Below are 2758 nucleotides of genomic sequence, written 5' to 3'. Positions count from 1 at the left end.
GGAGGCGCGGGCGCTGCGTGAGCTGGGCCTGGCCGAGGGGTCGAGTACCCGCCGGTCCGGCCTGACCTCCCAGGAGCTGCAGGTCGCCCGGCTGGCCGCCGACGGCCTCACCAACCGGCAGATCGCGGCGCAGCTGCTGATCAGCCACCGCACCGTCGGCCACCACCTGTCGAACGTCTACCCCAAGCTCGGGATCACCTCGCGCGCCGAGCTCGCGCTCGGCCTCCGGGAGTGACCGATTGCGTGTCCGATTCGCCCGGACCGACGTTCTCGTAGCGTCGCACGCGACCCTGCGAAAGGATCTCCCGTGCAGTTCGGCGTCTTCACCGTCGGCGACATCGCCCGCGTCCGCCCGGGCGGACCGAGATGACCCCACCGAGGATCATCGAGGTCGAGGAGCTCTTCGCCGAACCCGCGTTCATCCTGCCGACCCTCTCGCCGGACGGCACCCGGATCGCTTACCTCGCCCCCCACGGCGGGCGCCGCAACCTCTGGGTCCGCGGCGTCGACCAGACCCACGCCGAGGCCGTGCCCGTCACCCACGACACCCGCCGCGGGATCACCTACTACCTCTGGGCGGACGACTCCCACCGGCTGCTCTACCAGCAGGACTCCGACGGGAACGAGGACTGGCACCTGTTCCGCGTCGACCTGGACGACCCGGACGCGCCGCCGGTGGACCTGACCCCGATGGGGCCGGGCTCGCGGGTGTTCCTCGTCGAGCCGCTGCCCGCGCGGCCCGGGAACGTCCTGGTCTGGATGAACCCGCGGGTCGCGAGCATCGACGTCCACCGGATCGACGTCGCCACCGGCGAATCCGTGCTGCACCACGAGGAGCCCGATCCCCTCACCACCACGCTGCTCGACCGCCGCGGCGAGCCCGCGTTCCGGGTCTTCACCGAGGAGGACGGGACGCTCGCCGTGTCCGGCGTCGACCGCGCCACCGGCGAGGCGCGGCTGCTGCGGCGCATGGGCGGGGCGGAGTACCCGCTCAGCGTGCAGCCGCAGCAGGTCACCCACGACGGCGACGGGCTGCTCGTCGGCTCCTACTCCGGCGGCGACGAGCTCCGTCTGGTCCGGATCGACCGGCGGACGGGCGAGGAGACCGTCGTCGCCGACGTCCCGGGCCGGAGCCTGGACACCATGGGCATCCTGGCGCCCGGGGCGCTGCCGCCCACGGTGTACACGCACCGCGGCACCGGCAGGCCCCTCGCCGCCCGCTTCGTCGCCGACCGCCCCCACATCGAGGTCCTCGACCCCGAGTTCGCCCCGGTCTACGCCGAGCTGGCGGCGCTGTCCGACGGCGTGCTGGGCACCCTGTCGTCGGACGTCACCGGACGGCGCTGGATCGCGACCTTCCTCCACGACCGCGAACCGGGCGTGGCCTGGTTCTACGACCATGCCACCGGCGAGAGGCGCCGGCTGTTCCAGTCCTACCCGGACCTCGATCCCGCGGACACGGCCCCGATGCTGTCGGTGCGCTTCCCCGCTCGCGACGGGCTTGAGCTGCCCGCCTACCTCACCCTGCCCGTCGGGATCCCGCCCCGGGACCTGCCGATGGTGCTGCTGGTGCACGGCGGGCCCTGGTCGCAGGACGTGTGGGGCTACAACCCCGAGGTGCAGCTGCTGGCCAACCGGGGCTACGCGGTGCTGCAGGTCAACTACCGCGGCTCGGTCGGGTACGGCCGCCGCCACCTCGTCGCGGCCGTCGGCGAGTTCGGGCGGGCGATGCAGACGGACCTGCTCGACGGCGTCGACTGGGCCGTCGCCCAGGGCTACGCCGACCCCGCCCGGGTCGGGATCTTCGGCGTCTCGTACGGCGGGTACGCCGCGCTCGTCGGGATCACCGCCACCCCCGACCTGTTCGCCGCCGCCGTCGACTACGTGGGGGTCTCCGACCTCGTCGCGGCGCTGCGGGCGCTGCCGCCGTTCACCCGCCGGTACAACGCCAACAGCTGGTACCGCTACGCAGGCGACCCGGACGACCCCGCCCAGGCCGCCGAGCTGACGGCCCGCTCGCCGATCACCATGGTCGACCGGATCACGACGCCGCTGCTGGTCGCCCAAGGCGCCAACGACGTCCGCGTCCCGCAGGCGCAGTCCGACCGGATCGTGGCCTCGCTGCGGGAGCGCGGGGTCCCGGTGGAGTACCTGCTCGCGGAGGACGAGGGCCACGGCTTCGAGAACGAGGCCAACCGGCTCCGCCTCTACCGGGCCGTCGACCGCCATCTCGCCGCCCACCTCGGTGGGCGGACGACCGACACGCTGGAGGAGCCGACGATGACGAGGTCGACCGAGGAGATCGTCGCGGCCCACCTGGCCGCGTGGAACCGGCCCGCGGGCTCGGTCTCCTTCGCGGAGATCTACGCCGCGGACGTCGTCGTCGGGGAGCCGGGGGCGGCGCACACCGGGCACGCCGGGATGACCGCGGCGATCACCGCCCTGCAGACGCAGGTCCCGGGCGCGGCGATCAGCCGCTCGGGGCCGATCCAGACCGCGCAGGACCTGGTCACCTACCCCTGGACGCTGGGGTTCGAGGGGCAGCCGCCGGTCGCGTCGGGCCGCGACGTGCTGCTCGTGCGGGACGGCCTGGTCACGAGCCTGTACGTGGTGATCGACTCGTGACGGGCCCGGTGACCTGGGCGGCGACCGACAGGACCGGCGCCGCCGTGACGATCCCGGTGGAGGACCGGAGCCCGATCGGCTCCTACGTCGTCGGCGACGGGCCGCCCGTCGGGAGGCCCGAGTTCGCCTCGCG

Annotated in this window: 2 protein-coding genes; both read left to right on the top strand. The window is 73.9% G+C overall.

Features of this window, described 5'->3' with window-relative positions:
- Nucleotides 1-235 (top strand): helix-turn-helix domain-containing protein (locus H5J29_RS28115; protein ID WP_181784010.1); only part of this gene is annotated, 235 nt, incomplete at its 5' end.
- A gap of 131 nt (nucleotides 236-366) precedes the next feature.
- A complete protein-coding gene (locus H5J29_RS28110; protein ID WP_181784009.1) occupies nucleotides 367-2625 on the top strand; it encodes an alpha/beta fold hydrolase in 2259 nt (752 codons plus the stop codon).
- Nucleotides 2626-2758: the final 133 nt, after the last annotated feature.

The organism is Pseudonocardia pini, assembly GCF_013870575.1.
GTDB classification, from domain to species: domain Bacteria; phylum Actinomycetota; class Actinomycetes; order Mycobacteriales; family Pseudonocardiaceae; genus Pseudonocardia; species Pseudonocardia pini.
The sequence above is the reverse complement of the archived record's forward strand: the minus strand, read 5'-3'. Positions and strand labels throughout refer to the sequence as shown.

What these genes read in the sequence shown, in the direction of transcription:
- H5J29_RS28110 (WP_181784009.1), top strand. Translation starts at nt 367, where the DNA reads ATGACCCCACCGAGGATCATCGAGGTCGAGGAGCTCTTCGCCGAACCC.